This is a genomic window from Methylotetracoccus oryzae, from assembly GCF_006175985.1.
GTDB lineage: Bacteria > Pseudomonadota > Gammaproteobacteria > Methylococcales > Methylococcaceae > Methylotetracoccus > Methylotetracoccus oryzae.
In genome coordinates this window covers 310,944-332,565 of record NZ_SRSH01000001.1, presented here as the reverse complement: position 1 = coordinate 332,565, position 21,622 = coordinate 310,944, and the positions used below count along the sequence as shown (strand labels likewise).

The window sequence follows — 21,622 nt, the reverse complement described above, 5'->3', positions numbered from 1 at the left end:
GTCACGCGGCCGGGGTTTGGCGGTCGAGCCGGCGGTAGGAGATCGCCTCGCCGACGTGCGGCGGAAGAATGTCGGCGCTGCCGGCAACATCGGCGATGGTGCGCGCCACCTTCAGGATGCGGTGATAGGCCCGGTGCGACAGGCCGAGCCGCTGAATCGCCTGCTCTAGCAGGTTCTGTCCGGGCGCATCGAGCCGGCATACGCGCTTGATCTGTTGCGGCGTCAGCGCGGCATTGGGCACGCCACTGCGGTCCAGCGCACGCTGACGGGCCGCCGCAACTCGTGCGCGGATCGTGGCGCTGGCTTCCTCTCGGTCGGGGCTCGCGTCGCGCAGCATCGCGTGTCCGATGCGCGGAACTTCGATATGCATGTCGATGCGATCGAGCAATGGGCCTGATATGCGCTGGCGGTAGCGCTGAACCTGATCGGCCGTGCAGCGGCAGCGCCCGGAAGGATCGCCCAGATAGCCGCAGGGGCAGGGGTTCATCGCGGCGATGAGCTGGAAGCGTGCCGGGAAGTCGACGCGCCGGGCCGCGCGGGAGATGGTGATCGTGCCGGCTTCCATCGGTTCCCGCAGTACCTCGAGTACCTTGCGGTCGAATTCCGGCAACTCGTCCAGGAAAAGCACGCCATTGTGCGCCAGCGAGATCTCGCCGGGCCGCGGGTTGCTGCCCCCGCCGACCAGGGCCGCTGCCGAAGCCGTATGATGCGGTGCGCGGAACGGCGGCGTTCGCCACAGCGCCGGTGAGAACGGCAACTCGCTGACCGATGCGATCGCCGCGGTTTCCAGCGCTTCGGCCTCGCTCAACGGTGGCAGGATGCCCGGCAGGCGGGTGGCGAGCATGGACTTGCCCGTGCCCGGCGGGCCCGCCATCAGCAGGTTGTGACGGCCGACGGCAGCCACCTCCAGCGCGCGCTTGGCCTGGAAATGACCTTGCACGTCCGCGAAATCGGGGGGATCCGGCGGGATGGTTGCGGGCGCCTCGAATTCGGGGACCGAGGTCCCGAATGCGATGGATTCCTGGCCGTTCAGTTGCGCACAAACCTGAAGCAGGTGAGCTGCCGGCAGGATGTCGGCGCCGTCGACCAGACTGGCCTCGGCGGCATTGCCACAGGGCAAAACCAGCGATCGGCCTGCATTGCGGGCTTCGACGGTGACCGGCAAGGCGCCGACGATCGGCCGCAGTTCGCCGCTTAGGGACAACTCGCCAACGCACTCCATCATTGCCAATGCTTCGTGACGTATCTGCCCCGACGCGGCGAGGATGCCGAGTGCGATGGCCAGGTCGAAGCGGCCGCCTTCCTTGGGAATGTCGGCCGGCGCCATGTTGACGGTGATGCGCTGGGCAGGGAATTCGAAGTGGCAATTGAGCAGGGCGCCGCGCACGCGGTCCTTGCTTTCCTTCACGGCGGTTTCGGGCAGGCCCACGATGGTGAAGTTCGGCAGGCCGTTGGAGATGTGGACTTCGACGGTGACCAGCGGGGCGGCGATACCCTGCCTTCCCCGCGTGTAGACGATGGCCAGGCTCACGCTGTGACGCGGCCGGGCGCTAGGGCTTCAGAAACTGCTCTTCCAACTCGGCGATCTGGGCTTCGAGCGCTTCGAGTTTCGCCCGGGTCCGGGCCAGCACCTCGCGCTGCACGTCGAACTCCTCGCGACTGACCAGATTCATCTGGGAGAGGGTGCCCTGAAGGATGGCGCGGAAGCTTTTCTGAATCTCGTCGCGGATCTGCACCAGGCCGCCGGGGATGGCATCGGCCAGACGCTTGGAGAGTTCATCAAGGGATGCGGGATCGAACATGCGTCGGAGGATAGCGAAGGGTGGCCACGCTGTCCAGCCGAAGCCGAGGAGGCTGCCCTGAGCGGTTTTTGTATGCACCGAGATAGTGCGCCAGCGTCAATCGGCTCGATTATGGTGCGTTCCAGGGGCTGTGGCAGGCTTGGCGCTTCGTCAAGAAGCGGTAGGTTTCGGTCGAAGCCGGTCATGGCATAGGACGTGCTTTTCCTGGTTCCGAATCGGCCGAATTGTCGGTCCGTGACGGTGATTATTGATTTCGGCCCGGATCATTCGAGGTCTCGACGGAGCCGCCATAGTGATGTTTTCTCAGGAGAACTTAAGATGAAATTTGTGACAGCGATTCTTAAGCCGTTCAAGCTCGATGATGTACGGGAGGCTCTTTCCGAAGTGGGCGTTTCCGGGATCACGGTGACCGAGGTCAAGGGCTTCGGACGGCAGAAAGGCCATACCGAGTTGTACCGGGGCGCCGAGTACGTGGTCGACTTCCTGCCCAAGGTCAAGCTCGAAGTCGCGCTCGCCGACGACCAGCTCGACGCCGTGCTGGATGCCATTCGCCGGACCGCCAACACCGGCAAGATCGGTGACGGGAAAATCTTCGTGTTCGATCTCAATTCGGTCATCCGCATCCGGACGGGTGAAACCGGTCCCGAAGCTCTATAAGAAACGGAGAATCAGATGAGATATTTGACTGGGTTGTTGCTTTTCCTGAGCTTGGGTTTGTCGGGCGCTGCGCTCGCCGAGACAGCTGCGCCCGCAGGCACGGTCGCCGAGACCATCGTTGAGGTCATCGAGACCGAGGCTGCGCCGGACACGGCCGCGGCAGCTGAGGAAAAACCGAAACTGGACTCCGGTGACACGGCATGGATGCTGACCTCCACGGCTTTGGTACTGTTCATGACCATCCCCGGCCTGTCGCTGTTCTATGCCGGCATGGTGCGAACGAAGAACGTGCTGTCGGTGTTGATGCAGTGCTTCGCCATCACGTCGTTGATGACCGTGCTGTGGATGCTGTACGGCTACAGTCTGGCCTTCGACACCACCGGTATGGAGAAGGGAGTGTTCAACTTCCATTCGCTGATCGGCGGTTTGGACAAGGCATTCCTCGCTTCGGTGGGGCGTGACAGTTTGACGATGACGATACCGGAAACGGTGTTCATGACCTTCCAGATGACGTTCGCGATCATCACCCCGGCCCTGACCGTCGGTGCCTTCGCCGAGCGCATGAAGTTTTCCGCGCTGCTGCTCTTCATGGGTCTCTGGTTCACGGTGGTGTACACCCCGATCGCGCACATGGTGTGGAGCGGCGACGGTGGCTTGATGTGGGACTGGGGCGTCCTTGACTTCGCTGGCGGCACCGTCGTGCACATCAACGCGGGTATCGCCGGCTTTGTGACCGCCCTGATGCTCGGCAAGCGCAAAGGCTATCCCGAAACCCCGATGCCCCCGCACAATTTGGTGCTCACCGTGATTGGCGCGTCGATGCTGTGGGTCGGCTGGTTCGGCTTCAACGCAGGCAGCGCCGTGGCGGCGAACGGCACGGCCGGCATGGCGATGGCGACCACGCAGATCGCGACGGCCATGGCGGCGCTGGCCTGGATGTTCAGCGAATGGCTGACCCACGGCAAGCCCAGCGTTCTCGGTATCGTGTCGGGCGCGGTTGCCGGACTGGTAGCCATCACCCCGGCTTCCGGCACGGCCGGCCCGATGGGCGCGCTGCTGATCGGCGGCGTGGCCGGCGTCGCCTGCTTCCTCGCGTCGACAAAGTTGAAGCGGGCGATGGGTTATGACGATTCGCTGGACGTGTTCGGCGTCCATGCCATCGGCGGTATCGTAGGCGCCATTCTGACCGGCCTGTGCGCGGCCGCCGAACTCGGTGGCGCGGGCCTGGCCGAAGGCGTCACGATCGGCGCGCAGCTTGGTGTGCAGGTCAAGGGCGTACTCGTCACGGTCGTCTTCACGACGATCGGCACCTACATCATTCTGAAGGTGGTCGGCCTGCTGGTCGGCGGCCTTAGGATTTCCCCGGAAGACGAGACACTGGGTCTCGACCTGGCCGAGCACAACGAACGCGGCTACAACCTCTGATCGGACCGGACGTTCCGGACTTCGCGGACGGGCGCCTCAGGGCGCCCGTTGTCGTTGCGGCCCTTTCCGGGCGATCCTCCGGGGGGATTGGCCGGCGGCGAGCGAGGCTTCGGTCAGCGCGAGCAGGCGCTCTCGGCAGATTTCACGCCCATCCTTCTGAGGATCATTTCGAGCGGGCAGAGTCGGGTGAAACCGCTTTGCAGCAGATTGGCACCGACGAATGCGGTGAACCAGAGCCAGTTTGAACTGACGAACAAAGGACTGGTCTCGATACCTAGGCTCAGTGACAGCAGCACAAAGAATCCGGCAACGACGCGGACCCATCGTTCGGTGGTCATCGTTATTTCACCCCTTAATCAGCAGCCGCGGCGCGGCGGTACTCGGAGGGTGCATGGTACACTAAATGCCCAGTCTTTCTTCCGGAGCGGGCATGCCCAAAGTCGTGATGTACACGAGTCGCTTGTGTTCGTTCTGTCGTATGGCGGAACGGCTGCTCAACTCGAAAGGCGTCGAGCAGATCGAGAAGATTCAGGTCGACGTCGAGCCGGCGCGCCTGGCCGAGATGATCGCCCGAACGCAGCGGCGGACAGTCCCCCAGATCTTCATCGACGACTTCCATGTCGGGGGCTTCGACGATCTGGCGGCCCTGGACCGGTCCGGGCAGCTGGACGGGTTGCTCGGAGCCGGCTAACACGGGGATCACGGGCATTCTGCCTCAGCCCTGATCCTTCGCGCCGGATACGTCTACGACAGCCAAAGTCGGTTTCCGGTCCGACGCCAGCCACGGACCACCGCCGACACGCTGGTGGATTCCGGAGTCTACCCCGGCCGGTTTTTCATTACCGGCATGAGTGGCCTTGCCCTCTTCGATATCCTTCATGCGAACCCGAATTCTCGCGCTGATCGCCCTGCTGGCACTCGCTGCCGGTCTGGGGCTGTGGCGGTATCTGCAAACCGCCGCATCGGGTGATCTGCCCGCGCAGCGGCCGGCAGCACCGGCGCCGCCATCCCCAGGGCCGCCGCCCGCTGTCGGTGTCCGCGTGGCACGGGTCGCGAAGGAGCGCGTGGATGACGAAATCAACGCGGTCGGCACGCTGGCGGCTAACGAGTCGGTGGTGATCCGCCCGGAGCTGGCCGCCCGTATCGAGGCGATTCGCTTCACCGAAGGCGCGAAGGTTAGGGCCGGCGATGAACTGTTCGTCCTGAACGCCGACGAGATTCGAGCCACCCTGGCCCAGGCTGAGGCTCAGCAGTTGCTGGACCGTCAGAACTTCGAGCGGATCAAGGAGATGCGCCGCAAGAACCTGACCAGCGTGCAGCAGTACGACGAGGTACTGGCCAAGCTCAAGGTCTCCGATGCCACGGTCGAGCGCGAGCGGGTGCGCCTTGCGAAGATGGTGATCCGGGCTCCGTTCGACGGCATCATCGGCTTACGGGTGGTCAGCGTGGGCGACTATGTTTCCGTCGGCCAGGATCTCGTCAATCTGGAGGCGGTCGATCCCGTCAAGCTCGACTTCAAGATTCCCGAGAAGTTTTCCGGGTCGATAAGCAATGGACTGGCGGTGACCGCCAGCGTCGAGGCTTACCCTGGCCGTACCTTTGCCGGAAAGATCTTTGCGATCGATCCGCGCCTGGACGAGGCGACGCGAACGGTGCGGATTCGAGCGCGGTTGCCGAATGAAAGGATGCTGCTGCGGCCGGGTATGTTCACGCGGATCCGGCTCGGGCTCGCCGGCACGCGCGAGGCGCTGTTCGTGCCCGAACAGGCCATCGTGCAGAAGAGCAGCAGCGCCTACGTGTTCCGCCTTGCCGGCGACAAGGTGAACATGGTCGAGGTTACGACCGGCCGCCATCGGCAGGGCGCGGTGGAGATCACGTCGGGACTGGCGCCTGGCGACCGTGTCGTGACCGATGGCCAGACCAAGTTGCGCGACGGTGCCACTGTCTCGGTGCTGGAACCCCAGAGCTGATTCCCGAATGGTCCTGTCCGATCTCTCGATCCGACGTCCCGTGCTGGCGACCGTCGCCAGCCTGATCCTGATCCTGCTCGGGGCCATGTGCTTCGAACGCCTGCCGGTCCGCGAGTATCCGGATATCGATGCCTCGGTGGTCTCGGTGAACACCGTCTACAAGGGCGCGAGCGCCGAGGTCATCGAGAGCCAGGTGACTCGTCCACTCGAGGATTCGCTGTCCGGAATCGAGGGCATCAAGATTCTGAAGTCGGTCAGTCGCGAGGAGGTCAGCCGGATCTCGGTCGAATTCACCCTGGCACGCGATCCGGACTCGGCGGCGGCCGACGTGCGCGACCGCGTGTCGCGCGTGCGCGCCCGCCTGCCGGAGGAAATCGAAGAGCCGGTCATCAGCAAGATCGATGCGGACGCGCAGCCGGTACTCTGGTTGGCGTTCTCCAGCGAACGCCACAGTGCGCTCGAGATCACCGACATTGCCGACCGCTTCGTGCAGGATCGCCTGCAGACCCTGCCCGGTGTCTCGAATGTGATCATCGGCGGCGAGCGGCGCTACGCGATGCGCATCTGGCTCGATCGGGACCGGCTGGCCGCACACGGTCTGACCGTGGGGGATGTCGAGAACGCACTGCAGCGTCGTAACGTCGAACTCCCGGGCGGGCGCATCGAGGGCTTGATGCGGGAGTTGACGGTCTTCAGCGAAACGGATTTGCGCACACCGGAACAATTCAACGCGCTGATCATCCGCGAGGTCAACGGGTATCCGATTCGGCTGAGCGACGTCGGGCGCGCCGAGATCGGCTCCGAAGACGAGCGCAACATCGTGCGCGTGAATGGCAATCCGGCGGTCGGGCTGGGCGTCGTGAAGCAGGCGACCGCCAACACCCTCGAAGTCGCGCGTCTGGTCAAGGAGGAACTGCCGAAGATCAATGCCACCCTGCCGGCGGGCATGACGCTGCGGGTTTCCTTCGATACCTCGCTGTTCATCGAGGAGTCCATCCGCGCCGTCTACAAGGCATTGTTCGAAGCGCTGGGCTTGGTGCTCGCCGTCACGTTCGTGTTCCTGCGCTCGCTCCGCACATTGCTGATCCCTTTCGTGACGATTCCAGTGTCGCTGATCGGTGCATTCATCTTTCTTTATGTGTTCGACTTTTCCGTCAACATCCTGACGCTGCTGGCGCTGGTGCTGGCGATCGGTCTCGTGGTCGACGACGCGATCGTCATGATGGAGAACATCTTCCGGCGCATCGAATCCGGCATGAAGCCGTTTCCCGCGGCGCTGGAGGGTAGTCGGGAGATCGCCTTCGCCGTGATCGCGATGACGCTGACCCTGGCCTCGGTGTTTACGCCGCTGGCCTTCATGAGCGGCAACACCGGGCGATTGTTCTCGGAATTCGCGCTGGCGGTGTCCTGCGCGGTGCTGGTGTCCGGTTTCGTGGCGTTGACACTCACGCCGATGATGTGCTCCCGCCTGCTGCGCGCGAGCCGGCCGGAGGCCGGCGGCCACGAGCCCGCTAGGCCCGGACGGATGATGCGGGGCTTCGAGGCGCTGCTGCGCGTGTGGCTGCGCCATGGTCTCTGGACTTTCGTGTTGATGGGCCTGATGGGGTATGCGACCTACCGGCTGTTTGCGGCGCTGCCATCGGAGCTGTCGCCGCAGGAGGATCGCGGTAACATCATCGGAGCGATCTCAGCCCCCGAGGGTGCATCGATTGATTACACGGATGCCTATGCGGCGCAGATTGAAAAATTCGTCGCCGTCATCCCGGAGGTCAGCAGCTATTTCATGGTCGTCGCGCCCGGTTTGGAACGGCCGAATCCTGTCAACAGTGCGCTGGCCTTCATTCGGCTCGTGCCGTGGGGTGAGCGCACGCGGTCGCAGCAGCAAATCGCCGCCGAGCTGATGCCGAAATTTACGAGCCTGCCGGGGGTGCTCGCCTTTCCCATCAATCCTCCGTCCCTCGGGCAGAATTTCCGGAACCCGCCGGTTCAGTTCGTGATCCAGGGGCCGACCTATGCGGAACTGGAGGAGCGCGTGACCACCTTCATGCGCAAGGTCACAACGCTTCCCGGAATCATGAACGTCGACAGCGATCTGAAAATGGACAAGCCGCAGATCCGTGTGTTCGTGAACCGGGAGAAGGCGGCGGACCTCGGGGTCGATATCGATGAGATCGGGCGGACGCTGCAGACGCTGCTCGGCGGCCGGCAGGTGACCCGTTTCAAGCGGGAGGGAGAACAGTACGATGTCATCGTGCGCTTGGCGGACAGCGAGCGCGCCGCGCCGGGCGACATCCTTTCCATCTACTTGCGCAGCGAAAAGGGCGAACTGGTACAGCTGGCGAATCTGGTCGACTTGCAGACGCTGGCCTCGGCCAAGGAACTGAATCACTTCAACCGCCTGCGAGCTGCGACCGTCTCCGCGAATCTCGCGCCGGGGTTTACGCTGGGGCAGGCGCTGGCGGAGTTCGACCGCGTCGCGCGTGAGTTGCTGCCGCCCAGCTTCAAGACCGACCTGACCGGGCAGTCGCTTGAATTTCGGGAGTCCAGCCAGACTTTGTATCTGACTTTCCTGTTCGCGCTGGCCTTCATCTACCTGGTGCTGGCGGCGCAGTTCGAGAGCTTCGTCGATCCGCTGATTATCCTGCTGACCGTTCCGCTTGCCCTGATCGGGGCGCTGCTCGCACTCAAGCTCAGCGGGGGTACGCTCAATGTCTATAGTCAGATCGGCCTCGTGATGCTCGTCGGGCTAATCACCAAGAACGGCATCCTGATCGTGGAGTTCGCCAACCAGCTCGCGCGCTCGGGCATGGCGGCCGTCGATGCCGCCGCGAGTGCCGCGGTGCTCCGGTTGCGCCCGATCGTCATGACCTCGCTGACGATGATCCTCGGCGCACTGCCTCTGGCCCTGGCTACCGGGGCGGGCGCCGAGAGCCGACAGCAGATCGGCTGGGTTATCGTCGGCGGCATGACGATTGGAACCTTTCTGACAGTATTTGTCATACCATCCGTGTACGTTTCGTTCTCGAAGCTCTTCGGTGCACGGCGTTCGCACCACAATGGTTGACAAACCGTCAGGTTTTGACCGTTGAGCGCACGCTAATGTATAGTCGCCACTCCTCATCCTGAGGCCGGGTGAAACGGCATCCGGGCATTCCGAGCGCTTAGCGTACGACCAGCCAGACACTCTGTTCTGAGTTCCGGATAGAGAAATACAACAACCTTGAATTGCAAGCGAGGGAAGATCTTATGCGTACATCCAATTTTATAAGGGGCGGACTGCTCGTTATCACCCTGTTCCTGGCTGCACTGGCCCCGTCGGCCAGTTGGGCCCATGGCGGTGCGAGCGTCGAGGCAGACAAGTGCCGGATCAACGTCGGCCCGCACTTGGTGCATTTTACGGCTTACCAGCCGCAGATCGGCGGAACCACGGAATACTGTAACGACATTCCCGAAGTGGGCCCGGTCACCATCGTATTCGACTACGAGGGCAAGGCGCTGCGCGAGATGACGGTGGAGTTCGAGATCACGAAGGAGCCTGCCGGCACCCGTGTCTTCTATCAGCCGCCCACGAAGAACCCTAAGGGGACCTACAACACGCAGCTTAACCTGACGGAGTCCGGTCCCTACCTGGCGCATGTGACGCTGGTGAATGAAGGCCAGAAAGTCGACGCGCACGTCCCGTTCAAAGTGGGTGCATCCGCCAGCGGGATGTCGACCACCACCTTCATCGTGATTGCCGTGATCCTGATCGCTGTCGGTTACATCCTTTATCTGTCGAATCCGGCCTTCCAGGCGATCGTGGACAAGTTGCTGAAGAAAAAGAAAGCAGCCTGATCCCTGCCGGATCTGGAGAGACACTTCGGGAGAACGAAAGGGACGTCGCCCGACGTAATTAGCGCTACACACATTACGCCGTAATGGCCCCGTGCAAGATGATCAATCGCTCGTTTGCTTTCCTCGCCGGTGCGATGCTCGCCCTCGGGGCCGCACCCGCCAGTGCCGTCAACACGCCGCCGCCGAGCGCCAAAGTGGCCCCCGGCAAGTCGGAACCGTTCTGTGACACCGGAACACCTTCGATCTGGCGCGATGCGCAAACCCTCGAGGGAGTTGCAATTCAGGAATCACGGGTGTGCGATCCGGACAATCCTGCCGACATTGCGGCGTTCGTGAAAGGCACGAACAATATCTCCATGCAGACCTTGATGGATACGCAGCTCGCTGCGGACGCCATCACCAAGACGAACGATATCGACGGGGACGGCGACCCCGACCATATCGTGATCAAGCTGGAAGTTATCGAAGTCAACGGGCACTCGCCCGATTTCCCGGGCGTCGTGCCGACTTTCGACGTGGCGCCCGGCATCCAGCCTGCCTTCTGGGTATTCGCCCCGAAGACGCGCGACATGTCCACAAAGAGCTTCGCCAGCGCCGAAGCCAATCCGTATCTCAGGGCACCGGCTCCGGTGATTCGCGTCGAGCAGGGCGATGTCGTCTGGATCACGCTCGAGAACAGCCACTACTTTCCGCATTCAATCCATCTGCATGGCGTCGATCATCCATTCATGGATCACAGCGGCGACGGCAATGACGGTGTCGGACAGACCAGTCAGATGGACGTCATGCCGGGTCAGAGCAAGACCTATGTGATCAAGCCGCGTCAGGCCGGCACCATGTATTACCACTGCCACGTGCAGCCGCACACCCACATTCCGATGGGATTGGCGGGCATGTTGGTCGTGGAGGAAAACCGTCCGAACAACTGGGTACAGACACTGAACGTCGGGGCCGGGCAAGTACGGCACCCGTCCGCGGCCGTTGCTGCGGAGTATCAACAGGAATACGACATCCACTACCAGTCGGTCGACAAGGAACTGCACAAGCTGACGCAGTCGTACAACGACCCGCGCCTGATCGCCCGGGCGATCAACCAGGAATACGACATCACGGACGCCACGGATGACTACTACCTGCTGAATGGTCGTGCATTTCCGTACACATTGCGCGAGTCGCTGATCGTGGCCGAGCCCAATCAGAAGATTAAATTGCGCATTTTGAATGGGCATACGGAGAGCCTGGCCTTGCATATCCACGGCCACAAGGCGACTGAAACTCACTATGACGGTGTGCCGCAGCGGCCCGAGGCGCGCGTGACGCGCGACGTATACGCGATGGTCCCCGCGCAGCGACTCGACCTTGAATTGAACACCACCAACGATGGCCTGCACAGTTTCGGGTCGGGCATATGGATGTTCCACGACCATACCGAGAAGGCCTTTACAACCGATGGGGTCGGCGAGGGTGGCAGCATCAGCTTGTTGGTCTACAAGCAGTACATCGATGACAAGGGGCTTCCGAAGACTCACGGGATGGACCTCAAGCCGTACTTCACGAAGGAATTCTGGGAAAAGAAAGTACCGGTCTGGCAGGAATGGGCGGATGACTGGGGCAGTCTGGCGCTGCCCGAAACCGAAGTGTCGGCTGAGCCAGCACCAACACCCACAGCGAGTGTTGGCGCGCCGGCCGCATCCGCTTCAGGCGCCTGGGGAAACCTGTTCTTTGGCCTTTTGTTGGGCACCTTGGGTTACTTCTTGTTTGTTCACCGTGAGCGAGTGATGGCGCTTTCCAACCAGCTCATCACCCAGTTCCGTAGCAAGACTTCCGGTTGAGATTCCCGATGAACACGCTCAGACGCTTACTCCTGGCCTCTGCTGTCGCGGCCGGTTCGACGACGGCTTACCCTGCCGGTGAATCCAACGAAATCGTCGAACACACCATGCTGATGGACCATGGTGACGGCCATTTGATGGATATGGACGGCGGTATGATCATGGGGCAGAACAAGGATCGTCTGCCGGACGGTTGCAGCAAGATTGCCGCGACCAAGGAAGTAACGGTCCGCGCCGGACATAAGTACTCGAAGAAGTTTCCCGGAACGATGTTCGCGTTCGACCAGCAGGAGTTTCGCTTCGAGCCCTGCACCAAACTGACCGTGCATTTCATCAACGAGGATCACATTCGTCATCAATGGATGATGCATGGCCTGCCGAAGTACATGTACGACAAGGGCATGTTCCACCTTGAAGTCACCGGGCCGGCCAAAATCAGCGGCACGCTGATCCTGCCCAACGAGGACAAGACCTATCTGGTGCACTGCGATATCGCGCAGCACATGGAGAAGGGCATGAAGGCACAGCTGATCGTCGGGAAGGGCAGTGCGCCGTTTCCGAGCATTCCGGGCCTGACCGATCAGGTGATTCGGGACCACTACGGCCCGGGGCCTGCGCCGACTCAGGTGGTGGCGCCCGCGGATGTTGATCGAACCGGGATGTCCAGTGCGGCTGCACCGGCAAGCGCGCCTGCGCCGGAAGCCGAATCGTGGTTTTCCGGCATGACGGTGATCGGCGCACTGGTCGGTGCCTTCGGTGCCCCGTTCGCGGCCCGTGCGTGGGGCGGTCGGCTGGCTCGCCTCACGGCAAAGGATGCGGGGAACGTCCTTGCGGCTGCGGCTCGCCGGATGTGGGACCATGCCGTTGTGGTCATTGAATGGGTCGTGCGCCAGATAAGGGCCCGAACCGGTTGAATGTCCTTTCACGCTGGCCGTTGGGGCGATCTCTGCCTGATCGCCGCGGCGCCGGAGCCACGATGCGGCGCCATCTGAAGCCCACCGGCCGATAGCAATCCCGAAAGAAGGGCGTTATCCGAGCGACTCTGCGTTACCGTATCGACTAACGGTTTGGTGGGGTTTGGTCCGGATACCGGAATGCAACCGCGGCAAACTCCTCCCTGAGTGCCATGAAGGCGTCGACGACATCCGCGTCGAAGTGCCTGCCACGACCCGCCACGATGATCCCTTCCGTTTCGTCCAGCGGGATCGGTTCCTTGTAGACACGACGGCTGATCAGAGCGTCGAACACGTCAGCCAGAGCCATCAGGCGGGCGGGCACCGGTATTGCCTCGCCCGCCAGTCCGTCGGGGTATCCACTGCCATCCCATTTCTCGTGATGCCGCAGCGCAATCTCCTTCGCAATTTCAAGGAAGGCGAGTGGACTACCCTCGATTTCCTGACCACTGCGGTCGAGCGCCTCAAATCCCAGCCGGCAGTGTTTTTGCAGCGTCGCGTAATCGTCGCTGTTCAGAGCGCCGCGCATGGCCTTGTCAATGGCATCCGCGCCGAGCCGGCTATGGGTCTTCATGATCTCGAATTCCGACTCGGTCAGCCTTGAGTCCTTGAGCAGTATCTGATCGGGAATGCCGACCTTGCCAATGTCGTGCAGCGGTGCGGCCTTGACGATCAGTTCGAGGCGACGCGGCGTCAGGGCTTCCGCAAAGCGGGGATGGCCGCGCAGCGCATTGGCCAGCAACGACACATAGGCCTGAGTGCGTCGGATATGGTTTCCGGTCTCCCAGTCGCGGGTTTCGGCGAGATTGGCGAGTGCGCGGATGCTGACGTCCTGAATCAGCTGGTTTTCACGGATGCGCCGCGCGACCTCCGACTCCAGAAACCCCGTCTGGTCCTTGAGCCAGTCGCGTGTTCGTTTCAGTTCGAGATGGTTCCGCACTCGCGCGAGCAGGATCGCCGGGCGAATGGGCTTGGTGATGTAGTCGACCGCGCCCAGGTCGAGTCCACGTTCCTCGTCGTCCATCTGGTCCATCGCGGTCACGAAGATGACCGGGATGTCCCTGGTCGATGGATTAGCCTGCAATTCCTGAAGCACCGAATATCCATCCATGTCGGGCATCATCACATCCAGCAGGATGAGGTCCGGGTGCGGCGCGCTGGCGGCGGCCCGAAGCGCACGTGTGCCGTTATTCACGGCCCGCACGCGGTAATGGGGCTGCAGCAGTTCACCCAGAACCACGAGGTTTTCCGGCATGTCGTCGACGGCCAGTATGGTCGCTCTGTCAGCCTCGAAGTTGCTGTCCGTGTTACTCATGTTCCGGATCTGGCTGGCTGCCGGAAGTTACCGATAGATGATCCGGCGCTTCCGTCCCCCACCCGTCGGCGCGCGGCGTTTGGAGCCGGTTTTTCTGAGCCCTTGGGCCCGTTGCGTGTTCAATGGTTCTGGTGCAACAGCCGCTCGATCGCACTGCGCAGTGACTCCGGCGCGTCGGTCGGCGCGTAACGAGCAACGACCTGGCCATCGCGATTCACCAGAAACTTCGTGAAGTTCCACTTGATCGCGGTAGTGCCGAGGAGGCCGGGAGCGCTCTGCTTAAGGTAGTTGAACAAGGGGTGAGCTCCGTCGCCGTTCACTTCCTCCTTTTCCGACAGCGGAAAGCTGACGCCGTAATGCGTGTCGCAGAACGCGGCGATCGCCTCGGAATCTCCGGGTTCCTGCGCTCCGAATTGATTGCATGGAACGCCGATGACCGTCAGACCACGCGCTGCGTAATCCCGGTGCAGCCGTTCGAGCCCGGCATACTGCGGTGTGAAGCCACAGCGACTGGCGGTGTTGACGATCAACAGGACGCGCCCGCGAAAGTCGGCCAGCTTGAGCGGGTGTCCGTCAAGTGTTCGTAGAGCAAAGTCGTAGACCGATGTGTTCGTCATGCTGGAAGTTCTTCTCGACAGCGTTGGGCATTCATGAACACTGACTTTGACCTGACAGGCAGGCGTGTAGTGCCGCTAGAACAGACCGGTGATCCGGCCTTGCTCGTCGAGGTCGATATGTTCTGCGGCCGGAACTCGAGGCAAGCCGGGCATCGTCATCATGTTGCCGCAGATAGCGACGACGAATTCGGCGCCAAGACTGGGGCGGACCTCGCGTATCGACAGAATATGGCCGGTCGGGGCGCCCTTCAGGCTGGCATCACCGGAAAACGAATACTGAGTCTTCGCAATGCAGACCGGGAAGTGACTGTAGTCCTTGCTGAGCTGGGCCAGTTGTTCCCGCGCCTTGGAGTCGGCCGTGACGTCGGCAGCACCGTAAATCTTCGTCGCCACGGCCTTGATCTTGTCCCAAAGCGGCGCATGCTCGTCATACAGAAAGCGGAATTCGGGGGGCTCGTTGTCGAGCGTCGACATCACTTCCCGAGCGAGATCTTCCGCTCCCTTGCCGCCTTCCGCCCAGTGCTTGGACAGCACGGCTCGTACGCCCAGTTCGCCCACCCGGCGTTGCAGCAGATTGATCTCGGCGTCGGTGTCGGAACTGAAGTGATTGATCGCGACCACGCAGGGCAGACCGAATTGCTGAGTCAGATTGTGGAAATGCCGCGCCAGATTCGCGAAGCCGGTTTCCAGTGCAGCGAGGTTCTCGGTCTGCAACTCTGCGACGGGAACGCCGCCGTGGTATTTGAGCGCGCGCACCGTCGCGACCAGCACGACGGCGTCTGGCTGGATGCCGGCCTTGCGGCATTTGATGTCCAGGAATTTCTCGGCCCCCAGGTCTGCGCCGAAGCCGGCTTCGGTGACGACGATGTCGGCGAGTTTCAGGGAGGCTTTGGTTGCCACCACCGAGTTGCAGCCGTGGGCGATGTTTGCGAAGGGCCCGCCGTGGACCAGTACCGGATTGTTTTCGAGGGTCTGCACGAGATTCGGGCGCAGCGCATCCTTCAGCAGGACCGCCATGGCGCCATGGGCGTTGATGTCACGCGCGAAGACCGGACGGTTGTCGCCTCGCGTGTAACCGACCAGGATGTTGCCGAGTCGATGTTTCAGTTCCTGCAGCGAGTTCGACAGGCAAAGGATCGCCATGACCTCCGATGCCGCAATGATGTCGAAGCCGTCCTGGCGCGGAAAACCGTTGGGAACGCCGCCGAGTCCGACGACGATGTCCCGCAGCGCGCGGTCGTTCATGTCCACGACGCGTTTCCAATGGACTTGCCGCGCGTCGAGATTCAGCGCGTTCCCGTGATGGAGGTGGTTGTCGATCATTGCCGACAACAGGTTGTGGGCGACAGCAAGCGCATGGAAGTCGCCCGTGAAATGCAGGTTGATGTCCTCCATGGGGACGACCTGCGCATAGCCGCCGCCGGCGGCACCGCCCTTGACACCGAAACAGGGGCCCAGGGCCGGTTCACGCAGGCAGATCATCGTACTCTTGCCGAGCCGGTTCAGCGCGTCCCCCAGTCCGACCGTGGTCGTTGTCTTGCCTTCTCCGGCCGGGGTCGGGCTGATCGCCGTTACCAGCACCAGCTTGGCATCGGGGCGGGCCGGCAGTTGGTCGATGTATTCCAGTGACAGTTTGGCCTTGTAGTGGCCATACGGATCAAGGTGTTCAGGCGGTATACCCAGGCGGTCTTGGGCAAGCTCGATGATGGGCCGCATGCGGGCGGATTGCGCAATTTCGATGTCGGACATGGATACTCCTTGAGGGGCTCCCTGCGCTGTCCCCGCGGTTGTGCAGGGTAGCGGCAAGCCTCGGGTGGCGGACCATGGGGTCGCCATTATTCGTCGAAGATGGTAGCAACTTGGACAGCCAGTTTCAGCCCTTCAGAGCGGTTTTTCTGCCACCCGGCATCAGTCGGACGCTTTCCCATTACAATGAAGGCCGTTGTGTCGGCTGACCTCATGCGTATCCAAATCCTGCCCCCCCAACTGGTCAACCAGATTGCCGCCGGCGAAGTGGTTGAAAGGCCTGCATCGGTTATCAAGGAATTGCTCGAGAACGCCTTCGATGCCGGTGCCGGAACCGTCCACGTCGATGTCGAGCGGGGAGGGCTCGCGCTGATCCGTGTGCGCGACGACGGCTGCGGTATTGTCCGCGAGGACCTGCCACTGGCGCTGTCCCGTCACGCGACCAGCAAGATTGCTACGCTGCGCGATCTGGAGCGGATCCGCAGCATGGGCTTTCGCGGTGAGGCCCTACCGAGCATCAGCTCGGTCGCTCGCCTGCGTCTGACCTCGCGTACCGCGGATGACGCCTGCGGCTGGTCGGTCGTCGCCGACGGGACCGAGGACGGCTTCGAATTCCAGCCCGCGGCGCATCCTCCGGGGACGACCGTCGAGGTTCGCGACCTGTTCTACAACACGCCGGCGCGGCGCAAGTTCCTCCGGTCGGACAAGACCGAGTTCTCGCATATCGACACGCTGATCCGGCGCATGGCACTGAGCCGCTTCGGGACCGGCTTTCAGCTCCGCCATAACCAGCGTGAGATCCTGAACCTGCGACCCGCGACCGAGGAGCATGAGCAGAGCGCGCGCGTCGCACTGTTGTGTGGCGATGCTTTTCTGCAGCAGTCGCTGCGACTGGACTTTGCGGTGGGCGAACTGCGGCTGACGGGCTGGTTGGGGTTGCCGACCTTCTCACGTAGCCAGCCCGACCTGCAGTTCTTCTATGTCAACGGACGTCTGGTTCGGGACAAGATCGTCAGCCATGCCTTGCGTCTGGCCTACGACGATGTCCTCTACCATGGGCGTCATCCCGCCTACGTGCTGCATCTGGAGATCGATCCGGTACTGGTCGATGTGAATGCCCACCCGGCCAAGCTCGAAGTCCGCTTTCGGGAGAGCGGCCTGGTCCATGACTTTCTGCACCGAGGGGTCAAGAGAGTCCTGGCCGACCACCGGCCGGGGCAAGAGCCGACGGCCACCGGTTTGGCGTCTGTGCAGGCTCCGGCCTTCCCTGAGGCACAGCCTTTCGGCGGCAGCCGGACCCCCGCCCAGGCACCATTGTCCTTCGGTGTCGCCGATCAGGTTCGTGCTTACGCCGACCTGTATCGGCCTTCCCCGAAAAGCGCGGGATCGCCAATGGCCGCGCCGAGCGGGCAGGAGATACCGGCGCTCGGTTTCGCGCTGGCGCACCTTCATGGCGCCTACATTCTGGCGGAGTCGCAGGAAGGGCTCGTGGTCGTGGATGCCCATGCCGCTCACGAGCGCATCACTTACGAGAAGCTCAAGCGGCAATGGTCCTGTGGTGCCGTCGCCTGCCAGCCGCTGCTGCTGCCGGTCCAGATTGCGGTCAGCGCAGCCGAAGCCGATCTGGTGGAGAAGCATGGCGAGGAACTCGCTGCTCTGGGACTGGAGCTCAGCTGCGCCGGGCCCGGCTCGGTGCTGATCCGCGGCATTCCGGCGCTGCTGGACGAGGTCGATGCCGAAAGCCTGGTGCGCGATCTGCTGTCGGATCTGGTGTTGCACGGGCGCAGTTCCCGCCTCGAACAGTACCGCCACGAGATTCTGTCGACACTGGCCTGTCATGGGTCGGTCCGCGCCAATCGCAAACTGACTGTGCCCGAGATGAATGCCCTGCTGCGCGAAATGGAAGCGACGGAGAACAGCGGTCAGTGTAATCACGGGCGGCCGACCTGGGTGCAGTTCAGTACCCGGGACCTCGATCGCCTGTTTCTGCGCGGGCGGTGAAGAAGGCCGACCTGCCGGTCGTCGTGGCCGTGATGGGCCCGACGGCCTCGGGCAAGACCGGGCTGGGAATCCGGCTGGCCCAGTTTTTCGGCGGCGAGGTGATCAGCGTCGACTCGTCGCTGGTCTACCGCGGCATGGATATCGGCACGGCCAAGCCCACACTGGACGAACGGGCTGGTGTACCGCACCACCTGATCGACATCATCGATCCGCGGGAGGCTTACTCTACCGGGCAGTTCCGGGACCAGACCCTGAACCTGATCCAGGACATAGCGCAGCGCGGCCGGCTGCCGCTGCTCGTGGGCGGCACCATGTTGTATTTCAATGCGTTGTTCCAGGGCCTGGCTGATTTGCCCGAAGCCGACCCGGCAGTGCGGCGTGCGATCGATGATGAGGCGGAACGCTTCGGTTGGCACCATCTGCACGCCCAACTTCAGGTCGTCGATCCCGCCGCCGCGCGCCGGATCCATCCCAACGATCCGCAGCGCATCCAGCGTGCCCTAGAGGTATACCGGCTCACCGGCCATTCGCTGACGGCGCTGTGGGAGCGTGCGGCCACCAAGCCCCTGCCGTTCCGTGTGATTCGCCTGATAGTGGCCCCGGCAGACCGCGAACGCTTGCACGAGCGTATCCGCTCGCGCTTCCTCGATATGTTGGATCGTGGTTTGGTTGCCGAGGTCGAAGCCCTGTTTCGTCGCGGTGATCTCGATGAATCGCGTCCAGCGATCCGCGCGGTCGGTTATCGCCAAATCTGGTCTCTATTGAAGGGCGAGTGCGACCAGGCGGAAATGATCGAGCGGGCGATTGTCGCGACCCGGCAGTTCGCGAAGCGGCAGTACACCTGGCTGCGCCGCGAACACGAAGCGCTGTCGTTCGTCAGCGAGGATCCGGAGCTGGATGATCGCGTCATGTCCGCGCTGCTCCCGCGGCTGCGTGCTCAGCGCCCCGTGTCCCAGCGCTGACCGGTTTCTTCCTGGGGCGTTGACGGGGCGGGGCGCCCAAAAGATCCTACGCCCGGTCAGAAGGACAGCAATCTGCCCAACGCCGTGTGCACGCGTGCGGTCAGGACGTCGGCCCGGGTTTCCTCGGCGGGTTGCATGGGCGCGCCGAAGCGGACGTCCACCGTCGCGCGCCGTTGGGGAAGTATGCGGCCGGGCGGCATGATCCCGGCCGTGCCCACGATCGCCAACGGAACGATCGGCACGGCCATCTCCACCGCCAGGAGCCCGGTGCCGCCCTTGAGTTCCAGCAATGGCTGATCCGTGCGGTTCATCTGGCCTTCGGGGAAAACCAGCACATTCCACCCGTCATCGAGCAGGCGCCCGATGTACTCGAGTCCCGGCCGGATGTTTTCGTCGCTGCCGGTCGGAAACGGAAACGCATTCAGCGCCAGTTCCCCCAATGGGATGGCCCACGGGAACCGCCGGTAGAGCACTTCCGTGGAGGCCGCGATGGCGAGACGGCTGCGTATGCGCGCGGGCAGGGAGAAACTCGCGACGGCCGAGTCGAGATAACTGCGGTGATTGGCCATGAACAGCACCGGTCCCCGAACCTCGGTCAAGTGTTCGAGGCCACTGATGTGCAGCCGACAGAACGGCTGCAGCCATGAGCGCAGGAAGATCGCCAGCGCCGCGGGCCGCAGCGCGCAGGCCCAGGCGGACAGCGACCAGCGCGGATAGCGGGCCACGGATGGCGCTAGCGCGGACTGCCGTTCCACCCGATTTTCGAGTTCGGCGAGCGTCGTTTCCGGTTTGATCTCCACCTCCTGTAGCACGACGCCCAACGTGTCCTCGATGCGGGCGACGAGTTCGAGGCGGTGCAGAGAGTCCAGGTTCAGATCCGCGACCGGACGCAGGGTATCGGACAGCGCGTTCAGGGGGGTGCCCGTCAACTCGGCGATCAGCCGGCGCAGCGGCGTGTGGCGCCCGTCCGGCTTGGCGGGTGGTTCGGGATGTTCTGCCAGGCGCCGAATCACCTCTTCCTTCTTGATCTTGCGCGTCACCGAGCGCGGAAAGTCGGCCTCCGGCCACAGCGACCAGCTCGTGACCTGCTGATGGGGCGCCAGATGGCGGTTCGCGGCGGCGACGGTTGCTGCTGCGTCCCCGGTGTCGCAGATCAGGACAGCATGTACGATCGTTCTTCCGTTGCGGTCCAGGCCAACCACGGCGCTGTCGATCACGCCGGGGATCCTGTTGAGTTCGGCCTCGATATCCTCGGGAAACACGTTCTCTCCGCTTGGCCCCAGAATCATATACTTCCGACGCCCGAACACGTGCAGAAAACCGTCCGGGTCAAGGCGACCACCGTCCCCGGTGCGGAGCCAGTCGCCATCGAAAGTCTCGGCGGTGCGAGCGGGATTGCGGAAATAGCCCTGCATAACGCCCGGACCGCGAACCTCGATCTCGTCGCCGGCGATTCGGACCTCCACCCCGGCGATGGGGCGGCCTACCGTACCGCTGCGGTGCGCGTTCGGCGTATTCGCGGCGATCACAGGGCTGGTTTCGGTCAGGCCATAGCCCTGCAGCACCTCGAATCCCAGCGCCCACCACTTCTCCTCCAGTTCCGCATCCAGCGGTGCGCCGCCGCAGACGATGGTCCGCAGTGTTGGCGACAGGCGCCGGCGGATGCGGGAGCGCAGCAGCGGGCGGGACCACCGGGGCAGGCCGCCCAGCCTGGCTTCCAGGCGGTCCATCATCGTCCTGAGCACCTCGGGGATCACGACCAGGTGCGTGGCCCGGGTATGAGCGAGGGCCTCGAGTATCGCCCGAGACGTCGGGGTTGCCAGGTAGGTCACGCTGGCCCCGGCCCGGAGAGGGCAAAGGATTCCGGTCATCTGGCCGAAGACATGGAATAGCGGCAGCAGCGTCAGCACCTGGTCCTGCGGCTGCAGTGGCACGGCTGCGTGCACCCCTTCGAGATTCCCCAGCAGATTGGCATGCGAGAGCATGACGCCCTTCGGATCGCCCGTGGTTCCGGAGGTGTAAATGATTTCGGCGAGGCCGCCGGCAACGCCTGCCGACACCTCGCTGGTAGCTGGCGGGTTGCGGTCGAACGGCACAGCTATCGTCATCAGCGGCAGGGCTGCCAGCGGCCACGATGAATGTATCGAAGCCAGAACCAGCTTTGGTTCCGCCGCCGCGACGATGCGTTCGAGTTGCGACGCGGGGCTCGTGGGGTTCAGTGGCACGACCACGGCTCCCCGCGTCAGGATGCCGAAGAACGCGGCGACCCAGTCGAGTGAATTCTCCGCGAACAGCAGCACGCGATCGCCCGCGACGACACCGCGGTCGCCCAGATCGGCCGCGACAAGTGCTGCCCGCACCGACAGGTCCTGGTAGGTCCAGCGGATCGTGCGGTAGCGCGGACGGCTCTGCAGCGCGAGGCAGGTCGCGTGCCGCGCGGCTTGGCACGCCAGAAAGGAAGGCAGATCGGCCATGGCAGCGGCTCTCCGAAGGGGCCGCGCTGGCGTA

At 63.2% G+C, this 21,622-nt stretch carries 18 protein-coding genes; 10 read left to right on the top strand and 8 right to left on the bottom strand.

Translation table 11 applies throughout. From position 1 onward, the window contains the following. Position 1: 1 nt before the first annotated feature. Together BWR02_RS01500 and BWR02_RS01495 are read right to left on the bottom strand one after the other, a co-directional pair. Entirely contained in the window at positions 2 to 1,531 is a 1,530-nt protein-coding gene (locus BWR02_RS01500; RefSeq protein ID WP_139555990.1) for a YifB family Mg chelatase-like AAA ATPase, read from the bottom strand. A 19-nt stretch (positions 1,532 to 1,550) separates the two neighbouring features. Continuing rightward, positions 1,551 to 1,802, bottom strand: a complete 252-nt coding sequence (locus tag BWR02_RS01495; protein ID WP_139556203.1) for an accessory factor UbiK family protein — start codon at positions 1,800 to 1,802, stop codon at positions 1,551 to 1,553. 318 nt (positions 1,803 to 2,120) lie between these two features. On the opposite strand from BWR02_RS01495, the gene glnK reads away from it, so the two are divergent. After that, the gene (gene glnK, locus BWR02_RS01490) at positions 2,121 to 2,459 is read left to right on the top strand and encodes a P-II family nitrogen regulator (RefSeq protein ID WP_129883045.1); all 339 of its coding nucleotides are present in this window, start codon (positions 2,121 to 2,123) and stop codon (positions 2,457 to 2,459) included. A 15-nt stretch (positions 2,460 to 2,474) separates the two neighbouring features. Continuing rightward, a complete protein-coding gene (locus BWR02_RS01485) occupies positions 2,475 to 3,884 on the top strand; it encodes an ammonium transporter (RefSeq protein ID WP_139555989.1) in 1,410 nt (469 codons plus the stop codon). A gap of 113 nt (positions 3,885 to 3,997) precedes the next feature. Here BWR02_RS01485 and BWR02_RS01480 read toward each other — a convergent pair whose 3' ends face one another. Further along, positions 3,998 to 4,222, bottom strand: coding sequence for a YgaP family membrane protein (locus tag BWR02_RS01480; RefSeq protein ID WP_139555988.1), 225 nt, complete (start codon positions 4,220 to 4,222; stop codon positions 3,998 to 4,000). A gap of 92 nt (positions 4,223 to 4,314) precedes the next feature. On the opposite strand from BWR02_RS01480, the gene grxC reads away from it, so the two are divergent. Beyond that, positions 4,315 to 4,575, top strand: coding sequence for a glutaredoxin 3 (grxC, locus tag BWR02_RS01475; protein ID WP_139555987.1), 261 nt, complete (start codon positions 4,315 to 4,317; stop codon positions 4,573 to 4,575). 24 nt (positions 4,576 to 4,599) lie between these two features. Here grxC and BWR02_RS20775 read toward each other — a convergent pair whose 3' ends face one another. Further along, positions 4,600 to 4,764 (bottom strand): hypothetical protein, encoded by a 165-nt coding sequence (locus tag BWR02_RS20775; RefSeq protein WP_162559967.1) that lies wholly within the window; start codon positions 4,762 to 4,764, stop codon positions 4,600 to 4,602. Between BWR02_RS20775 and BWR02_RS01470 the strand changes: the two genes are divergently transcribed. From BWR02_RS01470 to BWR02_RS01450, 5 genes are all read left to right on the top strand, one after another. Beyond that, positions 4,763 to 5,854, top strand: coding sequence for an efflux RND transporter periplasmic adaptor subunit (locus BWR02_RS01470; RefSeq protein WP_139555986.1), 1,092 nt, complete (start codon positions 4,763 to 4,765; stop codon positions 5,852 to 5,854). The genes BWR02_RS20775 and BWR02_RS01470 overlap by 2 nt on opposite strands. Positions 5,855 to 5,861: 7 nt before the next feature. Further along, positions 5,862 to 8,918, top strand: coding sequence for an efflux RND transporter permease subunit (locus BWR02_RS01465; RefSeq protein ID WP_139555985.1), 3,057 nt, complete (start codon positions 5,862 to 5,864; stop codon positions 8,916 to 8,918). A gap of 182 nt (positions 8,919 to 9,100) precedes the next feature. Next, a complete protein-coding gene (locus BWR02_RS01460; RefSeq protein ID WP_139555984.1) occupies positions 9,101 to 9,688 on the top strand; it encodes a hypothetical protein in 588 nt (195 codons plus the stop codon). Positions 9,689 to 9,786: 98 nt separating this feature from the next. Continuing rightward, positions 9,787 to 11,520, top strand: coding sequence for a multicopper oxidase domain-containing protein (locus BWR02_RS01455; protein WP_139555983.1), 1,734 nt, complete (start codon positions 9,787 to 9,789; stop codon positions 11,518 to 11,520). Between the two features lie 8 nt (positions 11,521 to 11,528). Continuing rightward, complete coding sequence (locus tag BWR02_RS01450) at positions 11,529 to 12,434, top strand: cupredoxin domain-containing protein (RefSeq protein ID WP_139555982.1); 906 nt, start codon at positions 11,529 to 11,531, stop codon at positions 12,432 to 12,434. 145 nt (positions 12,435 to 12,579) lie between these two features. Here the strand turns inward: BWR02_RS01450 and BWR02_RS01445 are convergent, their stop codons facing one another. The 3 genes from BWR02_RS01445 to BWR02_RS01435 all read right to left on the bottom strand — a co-directional run bounded on the left by BWR02_RS01445 (position 12,580) and on the right by BWR02_RS01435 (position 16,154). Then, positions 12,580 to 13,788: a response regulator gene (locus tag BWR02_RS01445; protein ID WP_139555981.1), complete on the bottom strand. Its 1,209-nt coding sequence runs from the start codon at positions 13,786 to 13,788 to the stop codon at positions 12,580 to 12,582. 119 nt (positions 13,789 to 13,907) lie between these two features. Next, positions 13,908 to 14,405, bottom strand: a complete 498-nt coding sequence (locus BWR02_RS01440; protein WP_139555980.1) for a glutathione peroxidase — start codon at positions 14,403 to 14,405, stop codon at positions 13,908 to 13,910. A 75-nt stretch (positions 14,406 to 14,480) separates the two neighbouring features. Then, on the bottom strand, positions 14,481 to 16,154 hold the full coding sequence (locus BWR02_RS01435) for a formate--tetrahydrofolate ligase (RefSeq protein WP_139555979.1): 1,674 nt from the start codon (positions 16,152 to 16,154) through the stop codon (positions 14,481 to 14,483). A 210-nt stretch (positions 16,155 to 16,364) separates the two neighbouring features. Here BWR02_RS01435 and mutL point away from each other — a divergent pair, with 210 nt between their 5' ends. Both mutL and miaA read left to right on the top strand, forming a co-directional pair. Further along, positions 16,365 to 18,152 (top strand): DNA mismatch repair endonuclease MutL, encoded by a 1,788-nt coding sequence (gene mutL, locus BWR02_RS01430; RefSeq protein WP_201276089.1) that lies wholly within the window; start codon positions 16,365 to 16,367, stop codon positions 18,150 to 18,152. Further along, positions 18,149 to 19,114, top strand: coding sequence for a tRNA (adenosine(37)-N6)-dimethylallyltransferase MiaA (gene miaA, locus BWR02_RS01425; protein ID WP_236101813.1), 966 nt, complete (start codon positions 18,149 to 18,151; stop codon positions 19,112 to 19,114). Before mutL ends, miaA begins: the two co-directional genes overlap by 4 nt. Before the next feature lie 56 nt (positions 19,115 to 19,170). Here the strand turns inward: miaA and BWR02_RS01420 are convergent, their stop codons facing one another. Continuing rightward, on the bottom strand, positions 19,171 to 21,588 hold the full coding sequence (locus BWR02_RS01420) for an AMP-binding protein (RefSeq protein WP_139555978.1): 2,418 nt from the start codon (positions 21,586 to 21,588) through the stop codon (positions 19,171 to 19,173). Positions 21,589 to 21,622: the final 34 nt, after the last annotated feature.

What these genes read in the sequence shown, in the direction of transcription:
- BWR02_RS01480 (WP_139555988.1), bottom strand. Translation starts at nt 4,222, where the DNA reads ATGACCACCGAACGATGGGTCCGCGTCGTTGCCGGATTCTTTGTGCTG.
- BWR02_RS01485 (WP_139555989.1), top strand. Translation starts at nt 2,475, where the DNA reads ATGAGATATTTGACTGGGTTGTTGCTTTTCCTGAGCTTGGGTTTGTCG.
- glnK (WP_129883045.1), top strand. Translation starts at nt 2,121, where the DNA reads ATGAAATTTGTGACAGCGATTCTTAAGCCGTTCAAGCTCGATGATGTA.
- BWR02_RS01465 (WP_139555985.1), top strand. Translation starts at nt 5,862, where the DNA reads ATGGTCCTGTCCGATCTCTCGATCCGACGTCCCGTGCTGGCGACCGTC.
- BWR02_RS01440 (WP_139555980.1), bottom strand. Translation starts at nt 14,405, where the DNA reads ATGACGAACACATCGGTCTACGACTTTGCTCTACGAACACTTGACGGA.
- BWR02_RS01495 (WP_139556203.1), bottom strand. Translation starts at nt 1,802, where the DNA reads ATGTTCGATCCCGCATCCCTTGATGAACTCTCCAAGCGTCTGGCCGAT.
- BWR02_RS01420 (WP_139555978.1), bottom strand. Translation starts at nt 21,588, where the DNA reads ATGGCCGATCTGCCTTCCTTTCTGGCGTGCCAAGCCGCGCGGCACGCG.
- BWR02_RS01445 (WP_139555981.1), bottom strand. Translation starts at nt 13,788, where the DNA reads ATGAGTAACACGGACAGCAACTTCGAGGCTGACAGAGCGACCATACTG.
- BWR02_RS20775 (WP_162559967.1), bottom strand. Translation starts at nt 4,764, where the DNA reads ATGAAGGATATCGAAGAGGGCAAGGCCACTCATGCCGGTAATGAAAAA.
- BWR02_RS01460 (WP_139555984.1), top strand. Translation starts at nt 9,101, where the DNA reads ATGCGTACATCCAATTTTATAAGGGGCGGACTGCTCGTTATCACCCTG.
- BWR02_RS01455 (WP_139555983.1), top strand. Translation starts at nt 9,787, where the DNA reads ATGATCAATCGCTCGTTTGCTTTCCTCGCCGGTGCGATGCTCGCCCTC.
- BWR02_RS01470 (WP_139555986.1), top strand. Translation starts at nt 4,763, where the DNA reads ATGCGAACCCGAATTCTCGCGCTGATCGCCCTGCTGGCACTCGCTGCC.
- grxC (WP_139555987.1), top strand. Translation starts at nt 4,315, where the DNA reads ATGCCCAAAGTCGTGATGTACACGAGTCGCTTGTGTTCGTTCTGTCGT.
- BWR02_RS01435 (WP_139555979.1), bottom strand. Translation starts at nt 16,154, where the DNA reads ATGTCCGACATCGAAATTGCGCAATCCGCCCGCATGCGGCCCATCATC.
- mutL (WP_201276089.1), top strand. Translation starts at nt 16,365, where the DNA reads ATGCGTATCCAAATCCTGCCCCCCCAACTGGTCAACCAGATTGCCGCC.
- BWR02_RS01450 (WP_139555982.1), top strand. Translation starts at nt 11,529, where the DNA reads ATGAACACGCTCAGACGCTTACTCCTGGCCTCTGCTGTCGCGGCCGGT.